The organism is Promicromonospora thailandica (assembly GCF_024171955.1).
Taxonomy (GTDB): Bacteria; Actinomycetota; Actinomycetes; order Actinomycetales; family Cellulomonadaceae; genus Promicromonospora; species Promicromonospora thailandica.
Genome location: NZ_JAMTCS010000004.1, coordinates 18,722 through 35,054 on the forward strand (window position 1 = coordinate 18,722; position 16,333 = coordinate 35,054).

Genomic DNA, 16,333 nt, shown 5'->3' on the forward strand with positions numbered 1-16,333 from the left:
GATGGCGGACGGCGAGGCACGCACGCGGGGACGGACCTACCGGAAGGGGTCGGCGCGGCGCGCGCAGATCCTGCTGAGCGCCATGGAGCTGTTCGCGCAGCGCGGCGTCGGGGCGTCGCTGCGTGCCATCGGCGAGGCGATCGGCGTCTCGCACGCCGCGCTGCGGTACTACTTCGCCCACCGCGACGAGCTGCTCGTCGAGGTGTACCGCACCCACGAGCACCGGTCGCGGCAGGAGCCGCCCGGTCCCGGTGCGCTGTCGGCGGTGGGGCTGATGGAGCGCAGCGCCGAGCGGAACCGGTCGATCCCCGGCCTGGTCGAGCTGTACGCGACGCTGACCACCGACGCCCTGCGGGCCGAGCAGCACCCCGAGACCCACCGGTTCGTGCACGAGCGGTTCCGGCGGGTGCGGGCCGACCTCGCCGAGCGGGTCCGGGCCGGGCAGGCCGCGGGCGCCGTCCCGGCCGACATCGACCCGTCCGACGCCGCGGCCCTGGTGGCCGCGGCGTCGGACGGTCTGCAGCTGCAGTGGCTGCTCGACCCCGAGAGCGTGGACGTGCGCCGGTCCCTCGCGCTGCTGGAGCGGCTGCTGCCGGGCCCGGCGGCCGACCCCGCGCCCTAGCTCGGCACGGTCGGGTCCCAGCCCTCCGGGAGCGGCGCGACCGGCGGCACGGCCGAGCCGATCTCGACCGCGCTGCCCGTGGCCGCGGCGTCCTGGACGCCGAGCAGGATGTCCAGCACGTGCGCCGCGACGGCCCCCGAGGCCCGCTCGGTGCCGCCGTCGCGGATCGAGCGCACGAGGTCCACGACCCCGGCCCCTCGGCCGAGCTCGGGGCCCTCGGCGGGCAGGGCCGTCGGCTCCTCGGAGCCGTAGCGCCACAGCGTGGAGCCGCCGTCGAACGCGTTCGGGTCGGGCAGCACGAGGGTGCCGTCGGTGCCGTTGACCTCGACGAACCCGTTGCGCGGCAGGGCGTGCTGGAACGAGAACGTCGACTGCGCGGAGCGCCCCTCGCCGAACTCGATCAGGGCGGCGTGGTGCGTGGGCACCTCGACGGGGAACACCTCGCCCGCCCGGGGGCCGCTGCCGATGGTGCGCGTGGTGCGCGAGGTGGAGGCCACGGCCTGGACCCGGGTCGCCGACCCGAACACGTGCACCAGCGTGGTCACGTAGTACGGCCCCATGTCGAGCAGCGGGCCGCCGCCCAGGGCGAACAGGAAGTCGGGGCTCGGGTGCCACGACTCCGGGCCGGGCACGTGGAACATCGTGGTGGCCGTCAGCGGCTCGCCGATGTCGCCGCGCGCGATCGCCCGCAGCGCCGTCTGCACGCCCGCGCCCAGCACGGTGTCCGGGGCGCACGCGACGCGCAGGCCGCGGTCCGCGGCGTCCGCCAGGAGCGCCGCCGCGGCGTCCCGGTCGAGGGCGAGCGGCTTCTCGCTCCACACGTGCTTGCCCGCGGCCAGGATGCGGTGCCCGACCTCGGCGTGCACCGCCGGGACGGTGAGGTTGACGACCACGTCGATGTGGTCCCGGGCCAGCAGCTCGTCCACCGTGCCCGACGCCGGCACGCCGTAGGCCTGCGCCTGGGCGGCGGCCCGGTCGAGGTCGAGGTCGGCGACGAACCGCACCTCGACGTCGGGGAACCGCGTGAGGTTCGCCAGGTACTGGTTCGAGATGTTGCCGGCCCCGACCACGCCGACGCCCGCGGCGGTCACCGGTCGTGCTCCGTGAGCCACGCGAGCGACCCGGCGATGCCCTCGAACACGTCGCCGCGGTAGGCGTCGAACTCGATCACGCGCGTGGCCGCCGGGGCGGCCGTCAGGATCGCGGGCACGTCCACCTCGCCGGCGCCCAAGGGCTGCTGCCGCTCGACGTCGCCGTCGAGCGTGCCGTCCTTGACGTGGATCAGGCGCACGCGGTCGCCGAGCGCCGCGAGCAGGGCCGGGGTGTCGGCCCCGCCGACGGCCGCCCAGTAGGTGTCGACCTCCAGCACCACCTCGGGCGCGAGGCGGTCGGCGAGCAGCTCCAGCGCGTGCCGGCCGTCGAGGCGCGCGCTCAGCTCCCACGCGTGGTTGTGGTACCCGAACGCCAGCCCCCGCTCGGCGGCCAGGGGCGCCAGCGCGTTGAGCCGGTCGGCGAGCCGGGCCACCTGGTCGGCGGTCTGCCACCGGTCGGCCGGCACGTACGGGTCGATGACGGTGGCCATGCCGAGGGCGGCGGCCGCGTCGAGGACCGCCCCGGGGTCCTCCGCGTCCAGCACGGGCGCGTGGCCCGACGGCGCGGTCACGCCCGCCGCGGCGAACGCGCGCCGGTACTCGTCGGTGCGCTCGTGGAACGCGTACGGCTCCACGTGCGAGAGCCCGGTCTCGGCCAGGCGCGCCACGGCGCCGGCCAGGTCGTCCGCTATCGCGTCGCGGACCGAGTAGAGCTGGACGGAGACTGTCGGTATCGACGTCGGCATCGGCATGGAACTCCCTTGTTCGAGGCCTGGCGCGACGATCGTAGTGGCGAAATTCTTACAGTGGAAGGTTTTTCCGCCCGCGAGCTTCACCCGGCGATCTCGAGCCACCACTCCAGGCGCCCACCGCCGTCGAGGTGCGCCACGCGGTCCTGGCCGGCACGGTCACGGTTGGTCTCCGCGCCGAGCAGCGGCTCGAGGCCGATCGAGCGGTAGGGGGCGCCGTCGGGCCAGCCGCCCAGGTTGCGCCACACCACCAGGGACACGGGCGCGTCGGACGGCGTGCCCCACCGCAGCCGCAGCCGGTCGGCGCCGTCGACGACGTCCACCCGGTCCGTCGCGACGACGGCGCACCGGGCGGTGCCGTCGTCCGGGCCGAGGGCGTCGAGGGGAACTCCCCCGGCGTCGGGCCAGGTGGCGGGGGTCGTGTCGCCGGGATTCGGCCACTCGACGACCAGCACGTCCGGGGTGCCGGGGACCTCCAGGCGGGCGCCGGGGCCGACGTCGAGCAGGAGGTGGACGGCGTGCAGCACCGGGGCGGCGGGCGGGCCGGTGACCGTGTAGCCGGCGCGGACCGTGCCGTCGTGCGTGGTGAGGCGGCGGGTCAGGGCGAGGTCGCCGGCCTCGACCCGGGCCGCCGGCCCCGACGGCGTCCAGGGCCGGGACCACACCTCGCCGTGGTCGCTCGGGCCGTTGATGGTGGGGAAGCACTCCTCGCCGCCGCCCGCGTCGACGAACGGGTCGCCGGGCGCCACCGTGGCCCGGGCCGCGGCCGGGACGCGGGGGTTGCGCCAGAGCCACTCCCGGTCCGGGGTGGCGAGGGAGGTCCAGCGGCCGCCCAGGGCCAGGTCGGTGCGGACCATCAGCGGCCGGGCCGGCGTCCTCGGTTCGGTCATGCCCGCATCCTCACAGCCGGTCCAGGATCACGACGTCGCAGTCCGTCCACGTCCACGGCACCGTGAGCCCGTCGGACGCCAGCTCCGTACCGGTGCGGGTCTCGCCGGTGCCCCGCACGCGGTAGCGGGCGTCCGGGGCCAGGTCGCGCAGGCGCACCGTGAAGGGGTCGTCGGCGGCGGGCCGCCGCCAGGCCAGCAGCACGACGGTGCCGGGTCCGGTGTACTGCACCGCGCACGCGTCCTCGGCGGGCCGGCCGTGCCGGCGGACCCGACCGGTGTGCAGCACGGGCCGGAGCGAGCGGTAGAGGTCCACGAACGATCGCGCGCGGCGGCGGGTCTCGCCGTCCCAGGCCAGGAGATCGGCCCCGATCCCCAGGACCCCCGCCATCGCGACCACGAACCGGAGCTCCGGGCTCGCCGGGGCGTCGTCCCGGTCAGGGTCGCGCAGGTCGGGCAGGTCGGTGACCCACGAGCTCATGGTCCAGGCGGGCAGCACGCCCAGGAAGCCGTGCTGGATCGCCAGGCGGTCGCGCGGCCCGGTCTCGTCGCTGGGCCAGACCACGTCGGTGCGGGCGAGCACGGCATGGTCGATGCGTCCGCCGCCGCCCGCGCACGCCTCGACGGTGACGTGCGGGAACTCGGCCCGCAGGGCGTCGAGCACGCGGTAGTAGGCCTGGGTGTGCCGCCAGGACCAGTCGTCACCACCCGGGGCCGTGACCCCGCCGTCGGCGATGGAGCGGTTCATGTCCCACTTCAGGTAGCTGATGTCGGTCTCGGTGAGCAGCCGGCGCAGCGTGCCGAGCACCCACTGCTCGACCTCGGGCAGGCCCAGGTTCAGCACGTACTGGTGGCGCAGCGTCTCCAGGGGGCGCCCGGCCACGTGGTGCGCCCACCCAGGGTGCGCGCGGTACAGGTCGCTGTCCGGGCTCACGGCCTCGGGCTCGACCCACAGGCCGAACCGCAGGCCGAGCGCGCGGACGCCGTCGGCGAGCGGGCCGAGCCCGTCCGGGTTGCGGTCGGTGTCGACGTCCCAGTCCCCCAGCGCGGCCCGGTCGCTCGTGCGGCCGCGGAACCAGCCGTCGTCGACCACGAAGACCTCGGCGCCCACCTCGGCCGCCGCCTGCGCGAGCCGGAGCTGGTGCTCCACGCGGACGTCGAACGTGGTGGCGAACCACGAGTTGTAGACGACGGGCCGGTGCTCGGGGCCCCGCGTCCGGGCCAGGGTCGCCTGGTAGGCGTGCCAGGCCTGGGCCAGGTCGTCGGCGTCGCCCTCGACGCGCACCCCGGCCAGGGTGGGCGTGGTCAGGGTGCCGCCCGGCTCCAGGGTGAGGATGCCCGACTCGTCGTCGGGCCCGGCCGAGACCCGCACGTGGTCGGAGAAGGGGACGGCGTCGAGCGCCATGCGCCACGAGCCGCTGTACGCGAGCGCGACGCCGTACCGTGCGCCGCCGTCCGCCGGGACCACCGTGACCACGGGCGCGTACGTGTGGCTCGTGATGCCCTGCCTGCTGCCGATGCTGAGCGTGCCTGCCCCGAGCGTGGCCCGGAACGGCGTGAGCTCGCGCGACCACGCGCCACCGAGCAGGTCCACGTGCGCCTCGCCCTGAACCGGGACGTTGAAGGTCCCGCCCCAGCCGCGCAGCAGCTCGACCGGCTGGTCCGAGCGGTTGCGCAGCTCTGCCCACTTCTCCACGACGTCGTGGGCCGGGTGGGTGCGCAGGTGCAGCGTCACGTCCAGCCCGAGCCCGGGGTCGGTCAGCGGGCAGACCAGGTGGGTGCCGCCGGCGTCGTCCCGGGTGAGCGAGACCTCGCCGGAGACGGTGAGGCGGGCGCCCCGGGCGCCGTCGGCGCGGCGCACCACGAGCTCGGCGCCGTGCACGTTGCGGGTGCCGAGGGCCGTGGCCTCCAGGGGCAGCAGGTCGAGGTCGGCCTCGAACGACGACGTCGCCGCGACCGGCGCCACCGCCTCCCCGGCAGAGGGCCCCCAGCCGACCGTGACCAGCCCGGCCTCGCGCGGGGCGAGGCCGACGACGTACTGACCCGTGCGGGTCGGGAGGGTCCAGGTCACTTGTTGGCTCCTACGAGAAGGCCGGACACGAACTGCTTCTGGAACAGGAAGAACACGATCGCGGTCGGCACGGCCGCGATCAGCGAGCCCGCCGCGACCACGTTCCACGCGCTGGAGAACCCGCCCTGCAGGTTGAGCAGGGCCGCCGTGATCGGGAACTTCGCCTCGGTGCGCAGCACCGTCATCGCCCAGATCAGGTCGTTGAAGATCCAGGTGGTGGCCAGGGCCGCGAGCGCCGCGAGCGACGGCCGGGACAGGGGCAGCACGATGCGCCAGAAGATGCCGCCGGGCCCGGCTCCGTCGAGCCGCGCGGCCTCGAAGACCTCGTTCGGGAGGCCGCGCATGAACCCGTGCAGCACGAAGGTGTAGAAGCCGATGCCGAACCCGACCTGGACCACGACGAGCGCGGTGAGGGTGTCGCCGATGCCGAGGGCGGCCGTGATGGACGCGACCGGGACGAGCAGGATCTGCGGGGGCAGCAGGTTGCCGGCGAGCATGGTGAGCAGGACGGTGCGGCGCAGCGGGATGTCGAACCGGCTCAGCGCGTAGGCGGCGAAGGACGACAGGGCGAGCGAGGCGACGACGGCGCACGCGGTGACCAGCACGCTGTTGCCGAGCGAGCGGAGCACGCCGCCCTGGGTGAGCGCGGTGGTGAAGCCGTCGAGGCTGAACGACGCCGGGAGCGCGCCGAGGCCGCGGCCGGCGATGTCGTCGTAGGAGCGGACGGCGACGAACAGCACGAACACGATGGGGCTGAGCCACAGCAGCGTGACGGGCACCATCGCGACGTGCAGCCACGGGGAGCGGGCGGGCCGCGGACGGCGGAGGGCCTGGGTGGTCATGTCAGTCCTCCGTCCGGGCCTGGCGGGCGAGGTAGGTGATGATGAAGCCGATCGCGAGCGCGAAGATGACCACGGCGATGGCGGAGGCGTAGCCGAGGTTCCCCGTGGTGAACGCCTGCTGGAACATGTAGGTGCTCAGGAGCTGGGTCTCGTTGTAGGGGCCACCGCGGGTCATGGCCCAGACGATGTCGAAGGTGCGCAGCGAGTCGATGACGGTGACGGCGAAGACGACCATGTTCACGCCGCGCAGCTGCGGCATGACGATGCGCCAGAACCGCTGCCACGCGTTCGCGCCGTCGACGGCGGCGGCCTCCTCCAGCGTGCCGTCGGTGCCCTTGAGGCCGGCCAGGTACAGCACCATGATGTAGCCGACCTGGCGCCAGACGGCGGCGATCAGCACGGCCCAGAGGGCGACGGCGGGGTCGGCGAGCCACTGCCGTTCCAGGTGCTCGAGGCCGAGCACGCCGAGGGCGCCGTTGACCGGCCCGTCCGGTGCGTACATGACGCGCCAGAACAGGCCGCTGACGGCGAGCGAGACGACCATGGGCAGGTAGATCGCGCTGCGGTACAGGCTCACCAGGGGGCCGGGCTTGTTCAGGGTGACCGCGAGGACGAGGCCGCCCACCACGGACAGGCCGCCGAACCCGAGCACCCAGACCACGTTGTTGCGCAGCGCGGTCAGGAAGATCGGGTCGGCGGCCAGGTCGCGGAAGTTCTGCAGGCCCACGGGCTCGGCCAGGCCGATCCCGTCCCAGCGGGTCAGCGCGAGCGAGAACGAGTTCGCCGCAGGCCAGAACACCCAGAACGCCTCGACCACGAACGGGACCGCCAGGAACACCCAGACGAGCAGCGGGACGCGTGCGAGTCGCCTGCTCACGACGCGAAGACCCCCTCGGCCGCGCGCTGCCACTCGTCGAGGATGCTCGTCATGGAGTCGGGCTGGGCGAGGAACTTGGTCAGGGCGGTGTCGGCGGTGGCCTGCAGGGCGTCGGAGGAGTCGCGGTTGAAGAACTGCGTGATCTCCTCGGTGCTGTTCAGCAGCTCGATGCCCTTCTGCACCAGCGGACTGAACGCCGACGTGTCGACGTCGGGCGAGGTGGGCAGGTTGGACGACTTCGACTGCTCGATGTACTGCTGCTGCGACTCGGCGGAGGCGAGGTAGCTCAGCAGGTCGAGCGCGCCCTGGTGGTTGTCGCTCCGCGCGGCCGCGAAGAACCCGTCGGTGGGGGCCTCCTCGGCGGTCGGCACGGAGTCGTTGATGACCGGCACGGAGAAGAAGTCCAGGTCGTCGCGCTGGTCCTCGGGGAAGTAGCCGGACACGAACGCCCCGACGAGGTACATGGCGGACGTGTCCTGGGCCACGGGCGTCGCGGCGTCCTGCGCGGTGTAGGACGCCGCGTTCTTGTCGAAGTACGGGATGAGCCGCTTGTACTCCTCCATGACGGCCACCACCTCGGGGTCGTTGAAGGCGTGCTCCCCGGCCAGCAGCTCCCGGTGGTACTGCGCGCCGTTGATCCGCAGGTCGAGGTAGTCGAACCAGCCCGAGGCCATCCACGGCGTGGAGGACAGCCCGTTGGTCAGCGGCACGATGCCCTGGCCGCTCAGGTTCTCGCACAGCGCGTGGAACTCGTCCCACGACGTGGGCGGCTCGACGCCCCACTTCTCGAACGCCGACTTCTTGTAGAAGACGCTCCACCAGTAGTAGCTGGTCGGCACGAAGATCTGGTTGCCGGACGCGTCGCTGGACAGGCTCCGCAGCGCGTCCGAGAACCCGGCGCACGGCCCGTCGCCCTCCCACAGCGACGACACGTCCAGCAGCAGTCCCTCCTCCGCGTAGGACCGGGCCACCGACCCCGCGTACCAGCTCAGCACCTCGGGCGAGTCCCCCGAACGCAGGTAGTTGGTGAGCTGTGCCCGGAACTGCTCCGTGGCCACCGAGTTCAGCGTGACGTCGCCGCCCGGGTACGCCTTGACCAGCGCCTCCAGGGCGGCCTTGGGGTCGGCGTCCTGGATCGAGTTCTGCAGGGTGACGAGCCCGGAGCTCGCGCCGCCCCCGCCACCGCCGCTGCCGCCCTGCGTGGTGCCCACGCACGCGGCCAGCAGGCTCGCCGCACCCAGCGTCATACCGCCCGCGAGCAGCTCGCGGCGCGTGATCGTTCCCTTGGACATCTTCGTTCCTCCTCCGTGCACCCTCGTTGGTGCACCTGGTAACCGCTCAGATCGCGGGCGCGGGTCGGTCCGCGCCCGTCAGGATCGCCGCACACTCCTGCTGCAGCGCGACATCGGACCACATCGGGTGCTGCGGCGCCGCGTTGGAGCAGACCACCGCGCCCCACGCCCCCAGCCGGCGCGCCTCACGCAGCGCGTGCCGGCAGATCTCCGCCCCGACCGGGTCCTCCTCGAACCGGCCGTGCAGCGGCGTGTACCCCACGTACCCCTCGCCGAGGACCAGCGGGATGCCGCGGGCCGCGGCGACGTCGGCCGCCACCTCCAGCCACAGCGTCAGGCGCTGGAACATCGCCAGGCGGTGCGCACCCCACCGGTCGTACAGCCACCGGTCCCACGCCCGCGGGTCGCACCAGTCGTGCACGTACAGCTCGGGCAGCGCCATGATCGTGGCGCGCGTGCGCCACTCCTGGCCCGGCGGCACCGTCCAGGCCGCGAGCCCGGGCGCTCCCGGGCGCAGCAGCTCGCGCGCCCTCTCCTCGTCGAACTCGTCGACCGGCCCCCGCAGCCCGAACGTGTCCACCAGCTCCTGCAGCACCCCGTACACGTACGGGTGCACCACGAGGGCGTCGAGGTCGGCGGGCAGCGCGCTCAGCGCCCCCACCGGCACGCCCGCGTAGTTCACCGTGACCGGGCGGTCCGGGTGGCGCGCGCGGAACCGTGCGATGCCACGCTCGAGCCGGGGCGTCAGGGCGCGGACGGCGTCGTCGCCGCGGCCCACGCCCAGCCCGTCGGTGAGGTAGCCGATCTGCACCTCGTTGTGCAGCTCGGTGAGCAGCAGGCGGTGGCCGAGGTGCTCGGCCTCCAGCAGGTCCACCAGGTCGGCGTGGGCGTCGGCCAGCACCTCGGCCCGCACCTCGGGGTCGACCGCGTGCAGGGCCTCGTACCAGTCCGGCGTCGCCGCGAACGACGGCGACTGCTGGTACTCCCACGACGACGCGACGACGCCGACGTCGTGCCGGTCCGCGGCGCGGAACAGCTCCAGCAGGTGGGCGCGGGCGTCGATCGTCGTCGTGTGCCGCACGTCGTACCAGCGGGTGCGCTGCCCGAACGCGCCGCCGAGCGGGCCGAGGCCCAGCGCCGCGGTGTCCAGGCCCGACCGGAACAGCAGGAACGGCATGGCGCAGATCCGGATCGTGTCGTAACCGCGCTCGCGCGCCTCCGCGAAGGCGCGGTCCAGGTCCTCGAACGGCTCCCCCGGGCCGGTGCGCGTGTACCAGGAGAAGTCCCACAGGGTGATGACGCGGGGGCCCGCGGTGTGCAGCGAGACGGTCATGCCGGCTCCTTCGTGAGGTCCAGGCCCCGCGACACGGCGTGGCGCAGGTCGGCCGCGTGCCGGGAGGCCGCGAGGTCGGGGCGTTCCAGCAGCTCCCCGGCCCCCGCCGGGTCGCCGTCCAGGAGGGCGAGCTGGGCGTCGAGGAACAGCACCCGCCGGTCGCGCACGCGCAGCGGGTCCTCCTCGAACAGCAGCAGGTCGGGCAGCGAGGTGGCGAAGTAGTCCACGCGCGGCACCGCGGCGGCGAACTCGTCCCGGTAGGCGCGCAGGGCCGCCGTCAGCCCGTCCGCCTCGGCGGCGCGCCCCAGGCGGCGCAGGGCGAGCACCGTCCAGAACGTCTGCTCGCCGTGCTCCTGCGTGCTCATCTCCACGAAGTCGCCCCGCTGGTCCGCGGCGGTCCGCCACGCGTCGGCCGCGCCGTCGTGGGCCCCGGCCGCCGCGAGCGCGTCGCCCAGCAGCAGGTGCAGGTGCGCGGTGCTGGCCAGGGGGTGCCGGGCCTCGCCGAGGTTCGGGGGCGGGGCGAGCGCCGCACGCACGTGGCCGACGGCGTCCCCGGCGCGCCCGTCCGCGAGCGCGTCCAGCGCCCGGTGGACGTGGGCGCGGTCCCAGGCCAGGAGCGCCTGCCCCTCGCCGCCCTCCCACGGGTGCAGGCGGCGGCCGCCGAGGATCGTCAGGGCCTCGGCGGACCGGCCCACGGTGATCATGAGGTGCAGGGCCTCGACCGCGAGGTCGTCGCGGTCCAGCGCGCCGGCCCCGGGCTCCAGCAGGCGGGTCAGCCGCGCGGCGGGGGCCGCGCCCGTGAGGGCCGCGAGCTGGTCGCGCTCGTAGCGCAGCCGCGCGTCGCCGGGCGCCGCGGCGCAGGCCCGCTCGTAGGCGTCGGCGGCCGTGGCCAGGTCCCGCTCGTGGTTGACGGCGGCCAGCCCGATGTTGCGCCAGGCCACGACGTCGTCCGGGTCCAGGTCGGCGGCGGCGCGCCACAGGGCCAGCGCGTCGGCGCGGCGTCCGGCGGCGTAGGTCCAGTGTCCGAGCAGCGAGCGGGCGCGGGCGTCGCGCGGGTCGGCGTCGGCCGCCTCGCGCAGCACGGCGACGTCGGCGAGCCGGCCGGGGAAGCACCACGTGGCGTCCAGCCCCTGGGCCCGTGCCCGCTCGGCGGCGGCCTCCTCGGGCCGCCCCGACAGCCGCAGCACGTGCGCCCGGTGGTACGCGAGCAGCGGCCGGACGGCGGTCTGACCGGCGGGCCGGTGGTCCTCGCGGGCCTCGGCCTCGTCCAGGCAGGCCAGCGCCGCGTCGTGCTCCCCCACGTCCGCGAGCTCGATCGCCACGTCGAGCAGCGTCTGGGCGTCGTCCGTGGCCGGGCGGCCGTCGAGGTGCCGCAGCCAGGCGTCGAGCGGGTCGAGGCTGCGGGCGGCGGCGAGCACGGCCGCGGCGGCGTCGTGCCGGCGCAGGCGGCCGTGGCACACCACGGTCAGGGCGAGCGCCTGGAGGTGGTCGGGCTCGGTGCGGCGCACGTCGTCGAGCCGGCCGAGGGCGTCGGCGTAGCGCCCGGCGCGCGCGTCGAGGCGCGCCATCCGGTAGCCCGCGGGCGCCCGCCACGCCCGCGCCCAGGAGGCCTGCGCGTAGGCGGCGTAGGCGCCCACCTCGTCGCCGAGCGCCTCGCGTGCCAGGCCGAGCAGGTACAGCGCCGTCGTGTCGCGGGGGCTGCGGTGCAGCCGGGTGAGCCGGCCGACGGCGCGCTCCAGCAGGTCGCGCGCCTCCTCCGCGTCGCCCGCCGCGTAGGCGCGGCGCCCGAGCCCCACGAGGCTGTCGACGTGCCCGGGGTCGCGGTCCAGCGCCGCCCGCCAGTAGGGCTCCGGGGCGCGCGTGGCGTGCCGGTACAGGTCGAGGTGCGCGGCGACGAGGGCCAGCTCCTCGACGGTGCCGATGTCCTCGGGTGCCGGCGGCTCCTCGGCCGGGTCGGGCTCGGGCCCACGGTCCGCGCCCTCCGGCGTCTCGGTCCAGGCGACCAGGGTCCGGCCGCCGTGGGTGACCGTCACCGTGAGCGGGCCGGTCCCGGCCGCGACGTCACGCTCCAGGAGCACGGGCCGGGTCGGGTCGGCGGACACGACGTCGGCGGTCGGCCGGGCGCCGTCGGCCGTGAGCGTGACCGTCAGATCGTCCAGGGGCCGCGACACGACGACGCCGACGCGCGCCGTGCCGTCCCGCCGCTCCAGCCGGACCGCCGCGTCCGGCGTGGCCCGGTCCACCGGGCCGACGTCGCGGAACGGGTACCAGAGCTGCGAGAACACCTTGGTCTCGCCCGGCGCCAGGAGCGCGAAGTCGGGCTGGTTGTCCGTGAACACCCCCGCCATGAGCTCCACGTAGTGCGAGCCGTCGTCGGCCAGGTTGGCGTCCCACGCGTGCCCGAACGCTGCGTTGCCCCAGGTCCACTGCTTCTTGCCGGGCGAGAGGGCCCGGTCGGCCAGGTGCACGAAGCCGAGCCCCGCCGCGTGGTCGTAGCCCCCGAAGAACTCCTCGGCGCTGTTCAGACCCATGTACGACGTGGGCACCGGGATGTTGCGGTACCAGTCCAGCCGGTCGCCGCCCGAGGCCGCGAGCGCCGGGTAGTCCACCCCGTAGTAGGGCCGGTCGGCGTGCGGGAACGCGGTGACCGCGCGGCGCGCGTGGTCCGCGACCCAGGTGACGTCGTGCGGGAAGAAGGACTGGTAGTGGTTGTCGACCTTGGCGGCCACGTTGGCCCACCACAGGAAGGACTGCGGCAGCTCGCTGCGGTTGTACAGCCGCACGGCGAGCTCCAGCACGGCGCTGCCCGGCCGCAGCCGCACGCCGTGCATGCCCTTCATCCGGGTGAACGGGTCGTGGTCGGAGCACCAGACGACGACGGCGCCGTCGGCCTCCTCCTCGATCTCGACGTCCACGGGCAGGTAGGTGGCCGGACGGTGGTGCTGCGGCCAGTTCAGCTCGACGCCGCCCGCGACCCACGGCCCCGCGAGGCCCACCAGGGCCGGCTTGATCACGGGATTGGTCCAGAAGAAGTCCCGGCCGGTGCCGCGCTCGCGGGCCACGTGGATGCGGCCGCCCAGCTCGGGCAGCACCACCACGCGCAGCCACTCGTTCTCCAGGTGCACGGCGCGCCACTCGCGCGGGTGGGGCTCGTCGGCGATCTGGTGGTGGAACGGGAGCGGGTACACGCGGCCGGACGAGCCCTGGTAGACGCGCCGGTCCAGGTAGGCGGGGAACCGGTCCGGGGGCAGGGGTTCGTACGTGGTCAGGGTGAGCGGCGCCTCCCAGGCGGCCGCGGCCCGGCCGGCCAGGTCGGCGGGCCGGTCGGGCAGGTCGAGCACGGACTCCACATCGAGCATGGGTCCGACGCTACGAACCCGGCGGGCGCCTCGGGAAGCGACGTATCGACGCACTTGCCTGGACGATCCGACGATTTCCGGGACGGCTGACACCGGCACCGTCGCCGGGCTACCCTCCGGGGGTGCGCATCCGTGACGGGTTTCCCGGTCAGCGGCTGCGGGTGCTGCCGGGCGCCGTGGCCCGTGCGGCGTCCCAGGCCGGTCCCACCTCGCGCCTGCTGGTCACCGACGCGGGCTACTTCCCGCACGCCGCGAACCACGGGCGGGTGCGCGCCCGGGGCGCCACGGGCACCATCGTGATCGTGTCGGTGGCCGGCCGCGGGTGGTGCCGCACCCCCGGCGGTCTGCACCGCATCGACGCTGCTCAGGCGCTCGTGATCCCCGCCGGAGTACCCCACGAGTACTGGGCGGACGACGACGACCCATGGACGATCTGGTGGATGCACGCGCGCGGCCCGGACGCGACCGAGATCGAGCGCGACCTGGCCCGGCACGCCGGCCCGGACGACGTCGCGGTGGTCGAGGTGCACGACCAGGTGCGCGTGGTCGCCGACCTCGAGCGGGTGGTCGACGCCCTGGAGACCGACGAGACCTACCCGAGCCTGCTGCGCTGCGCCGGTGCGGCGTGGTCGGTGCTCGCCCAGGTCGCGGCCGACGCCGCCGCGGGCAGCCCCGTGCGGGGCGAGCCGGTGCGCGCGGCACAGGAGTACCTGCGCACCCACCTGGACTCCGTGGTGGAGGTGGCGGCGCTCGCGAGGCGGTTCGGGCTGAGTACGTCGCACTTCTCGGCGCGGTTCCGGGCGGCGACCGGCGGCGGCGTGGTCGAGTACGTGAAGCGGCTGCGCATGGCCCGGGCGTGCGAGCTGCTCATCACGACGGAGCTGCCCGTGGCCGACATCGCGCGCTCGGTGGGCTACCCGGACCCGTTCTACTTCTCGCGGCAGTTCCGCAGCGTGCACGCGTGCAGCCCGACGGACTTCCGGCGCGGCATCCACGACCGCTGACGTCGGATCGTCCAGGCGGGTGCGTCGTCCTCTGCATTCCGTCGGGGCCGGGGCGCGGGGTTTGCTGGGCGGGTTCCCTCCCCTCGGCCCCCGGCCGAGCCGACGACGACGTCAGGAGACCCCGGATGTTCACCGTACGAACCTGGGCGGCGCGGACGAGCGCCGCCCTGCTCACGACAGCGCTGCTCACGACAGCCCTGGTCACGACGGCGGGTGCCGCGCCGGCCGGGCCGGCCGGGCCGCCGCCGGCGGCCGGGCCGAGCCCCACCCCCTACCAGGGCTGGAACACCTACTACGGCCTGGGCGGCGACTTCACGGCCGACGAGGTGCTCGACGTGGCCGACTTCCTCGTGTCGTCCGGCCTCGCGGACGCGGGCTACGACATCGTGTGGCTCGACGGCGGCTGGCAGGCCGACGTGCCGCGCGACGCCGACGGCCTGCTGCAGGGCGACCCGGAGCGGTTCCCGGACGGCATGGCCGCGCTGGCCGACGCGATCCACGACCGCGGCCTGCGCGCCGGCATCTACACCGACGCCGGACCGTACATCCCCGGCACCTGCGGTCTGGGCAGCGGCGACCACTACCAGACCGACGCCAACACGTTCGCCGCGTGGGGGTACGACGCGGTCAAGGTCGACTTCCTGTGCGGCATCGCCGCCGACCTGGACCCGCGGAGGGCGTTCACCGCGTTCGCGCAGGCGCTGCGGGACAACAGCTCCGGCCGCGAGATGATCTTCAACCTGTGCAACCCGGTCACGTCGCCCGACTGGGGCGACTACCCGGAGGAGCAGCAGTCCACGTGGTCGTGGACGTACGCCCCCGGCATCGCCGAGTCGTGGCGCACCTACACGGACGTCGGCTTCGTGGGGCAGATCCAGTTCAAGGACGTGCTGCGCAACTTCGACGCCAACGCGCGGCACCCGGAGGTCGCGGGCCCCGGGCACTTCAGCGACCCGGACTACCTGGGCCCGGAGCTGGGCATGACCACCGAGGAGTTCCGCACCCAGATGTCGCTGTGGACGGTGGCCGCGGCGCCGCTGATCATCTCCAGCGACCCGCGCACGCTCAGCGACGCGTCCATGGACATCCTGCTCGACGAGGACGTGCTGGCGATCGACCAGGACCGCCTCGGCGTCCAGGGCACCCGCGTCGGCCCCGCCGGCACCACCGAGACGTGGGCCAAGCCGCTCACGGACGGCTCGGTGGCCGTCGCGCTGCTCAACCGCGGCGACGCGCCCACCGAGGTCTCCACCACGGCGCGCGACCTGGGCCTGCGCGGGCGGTCGTTCGAGGTGCTGGACACCTGGACGGACGCGCGCACGCAGTCGGCCGGGACGGTCCGCGCGGCCGTGCCCGCGCACGGCGCCGCGCTGCTGCGCGTCACGCCCGCCCGGCCGGGCGGCGTCCCGCGCCTGGTCGCCACGGCGCCCACCTTCACGGCCGTCGGGTCCGACGACGTCGCACCCACCACCGACCTGTCCGCCGCCGCGGGCGACCGACTGACCACCGAGGTGACGCTGCACAACGACGGCAGCACGCCGGTGCGAGCCCCGCGCGTCACGCTCGCGGTGCCCGAGGGCTGGTCGGTGCGCGCGCTCGGCGCCGCCCCGCGGGTCGTGCGACCCGGCGGCTCGGCCACCCTCGACTTCGCGGTGACCGTCCCGGGCGGCGCCACGACCGGCGGCTACGAGGTCACCGCGGCGGTCTCGTCCGGGTCCGGCCGCGTCACCACGCCGCCGTCGGCCGTGACGATCGCGCCCGCACCGCCGTCCGGCGACGCCGTGGTGCTCTCGCGCCACCCGTGGGTGAGCGCGAGCAGCGGCTGGATGGAGCCCACGGTGGACCAGAGCGTGGGCGGCGGGTCGCCGCTCACCGTCGCGGGCACGGTGCACGGGTCCGGGATCGGCGTGGCCAGCCCGTCGCACGTGCGCTACTACCTCGGCGGCGCGTGCGGCGCGCTCTCCGGGCGCGTGGGCATCGACGACGTCGTGGGCACGGTCGGGCCGGAGGGCGGCACGGCGACGTTCGACGTCGTCGGCGACGGCGCGGTGCTGTGGAGCAGCGGCACCGTCGAGCGGGGCGCCGCCGTGCCCTTCGACGTCGACGTCACGGGCGTCCGCGACCTGCGCCTCCGGGTCGGCGACGCGGGCGACGGCGGCTACAACGACCGCGCCGACTGGCTCTCGCTCACCGCGAGCTGCTGAAG

Annotated in this window: 12 protein-coding genes; 3 read left to right on the top strand and 9 right to left on the bottom strand. The window is 75.0% G+C overall.

The features are described from left to right. Position 1 precedes the first annotated feature (1 nt). On the top strand, positions 2-622 hold the full coding sequence (locus tag APR03_RS07215; RefSeq protein WP_253834141.1) for a TetR/AcrR family transcriptional regulator: 621 nt from the start codon (positions 2-4) through the stop codon (positions 620-622). Here the strand turns inward: APR03_RS07215 and APR03_RS07220 are convergent. From APR03_RS07220 to APR03_RS07260, 9 genes are all read right to left on the bottom strand, one after another. Beyond that, complete coding sequence (locus APR03_RS07220; RefSeq protein WP_253834143.1) at positions 619-1,713, bottom strand: Gfo/Idh/MocA family protein; 1,095 nt, start codon at positions 1,711-1,713, stop codon at positions 619-621. The two genes, APR03_RS07215 and APR03_RS07220, sit on opposite strands and share 4 nt — an antisense overlap. Continuing rightward, positions 1,710-2,459: a sugar phosphate isomerase/epimerase family protein gene (locus APR03_RS07225; RefSeq protein WP_253834754.1), complete on the bottom strand. Its 750-nt coding sequence runs from the start codon at positions 2,457-2,459 to the stop codon at positions 1,710-1,712. The genes APR03_RS07220 and APR03_RS07225 overlap by 4 nt, the downstream gene beginning before the upstream one ends. Positions 2,460-2,545: 86 nt before the next feature. Then, positions 2,546-3,352, bottom strand: coding sequence for a hypothetical protein (locus APR03_RS07230; RefSeq protein ID WP_253834145.1), 807 nt, complete (start codon positions 3,350-3,352; stop codon positions 2,546-2,548). 10 nt (positions 3,353-3,362) lie between these two features. Next, positions 3,363-5,420 carry an alpha-galactosidase gene (locus tag APR03_RS07235; RefSeq protein WP_253834147.1) on the bottom strand — a complete coding sequence of 686 codons (2,058 nt, stop codon included), beginning with the start codon at positions 5,418-5,420 and terminating at the stop codon, positions 3,363-3,365. Then, the gene (locus APR03_RS07240; protein WP_253834149.1) at positions 5,417-6,262 is read right to left on the bottom strand and encodes a carbohydrate ABC transporter permease; all 846 of its coding nucleotides are present in this window, start codon (positions 6,260-6,262) and stop codon (positions 5,417-5,419) included. Before APR03_RS07240 ends, APR03_RS07235 begins: the two co-directional genes overlap by 4 nt. Before the next feature lies 1 nt (position 6,263). Continuing rightward, positions 6,264-7,139 carry a carbohydrate ABC transporter permease gene (locus tag APR03_RS07245; RefSeq protein WP_253834151.1) on the bottom strand — a complete coding sequence of 292 codons (876 nt, stop codon included), beginning with the start codon at positions 7,137-7,139 and terminating at the stop codon, positions 6,264-6,266. Continuing rightward, positions 7,136-8,431, bottom strand: coding sequence for an ABC transporter substrate-binding protein (locus APR03_RS07250; protein ID WP_253834153.1), 1,296 nt, complete (start codon positions 8,429-8,431; stop codon positions 7,136-7,138). The genes APR03_RS07245 and APR03_RS07250 overlap by 4 nt, the downstream gene beginning before the upstream one ends. A gap of 46 nt (positions 8,432-8,477) precedes the next feature. After that, positions 8,478-9,764: a cellulase-like family protein gene (locus tag APR03_RS07255; protein ID WP_253834155.1), complete on the bottom strand. Its 1,287-nt coding sequence runs from the start codon at positions 9,762-9,764 to the stop codon at positions 8,478-8,480. Further along, positions 9,761-13,123, bottom strand: coding sequence for a DUF5107 domain-containing protein (locus tag APR03_RS07260; RefSeq protein WP_253834157.1), 3,363 nt, complete (start codon positions 13,121-13,123; stop codon positions 9,761-9,763). The genes APR03_RS07255 and APR03_RS07260 overlap by 4 nt, the downstream gene beginning before the upstream one ends. 122 nt (positions 13,124-13,245) lie before the next feature. Here APR03_RS07260 and APR03_RS07265 point away from each other — a divergent pair, with 122 nt between their 5' ends. Further along, positions 13,246-14,127: an AraC family transcriptional regulator gene (locus APR03_RS07265; RefSeq protein ID WP_253834159.1), complete on the top strand. Its 882-nt coding sequence runs from the start codon at positions 13,246-13,248 to the stop codon at positions 14,125-14,127. 125 nt (positions 14,128-14,252) lie between these two features. After that, entirely contained in the window at positions 14,253-16,331 is a 2,079-nt protein-coding gene (locus tag APR03_RS07270; RefSeq protein WP_253834161.1) for an NPCBM/NEW2 domain-containing protein, read from the top strand. Positions 16,332-16,333: the final 2 nt, after the last annotated feature.